Annotated in this window: 1 protein-coding gene; it reads right to left on the reverse strand. The window is 66.4% G+C overall.

All coding sequences use genetic code 11. The annotated features are described in order from the left end of the window. Window positions 1-447, reverse strand: a 447-nt coding sequence (locus tag EN807_RS32630; RefSeq protein ID WP_135937939.1) for an SDR family oxidoreductase, incomplete at both ends; no start/stop codon positions are given.

Below are 447 nucleotides of genomic sequence, written 5' to 3' on the forward strand. Positions count from 1 at the left end.
GGCGCCGGTGACATAGCTGCCTGCACGGCTGCACAAATAGAGCGTTGCGCCGGCAATGTCATCCGGTGTGCCGATGCGGCCGATCGGGACATGGCTGCCGACATGCCTGGCCTGTTCGTCCGTGCCGGTGGCGAATGCCGTCATGCGGCTCTGGAAGGGGCCTGGGGCAAAGGCGTTGACGGTGATGCGGCGGCCGGCGAATTCGAGTGCCAGCGTGCGCGTCAGGTGATGCACGGCAGCCTTGGAGGCGGTGTAGGAATAGGCGTCGTCGGCCAGCGGCTGCGTGCCCATCACCGAGCCCAGATTGATCACCCTGGCCGGATCGGCGTCGCTGGCAGCAGCATCGAGCAGCGGCAGCAATTCGCGGGTCAGATGGAAGACGGCGGTGACATTGACGCCGAACACCTTGGCCCAGGCGTGGTAGGGAAAGCTTTCCAGCGGCGCGCC

Origin of the sequence: Mesorhizobium sp. M5C.F.Ca.ET.164.01.1.1, from assembly GCF_004792125.1 — a bacterium.
Taxonomy (GTDB): Bacteria; Pseudomonadota; Alphaproteobacteria; order Rhizobiales; family Rhizobiaceae; genus Mesorhizobium; species Mesorhizobium wenxiniae.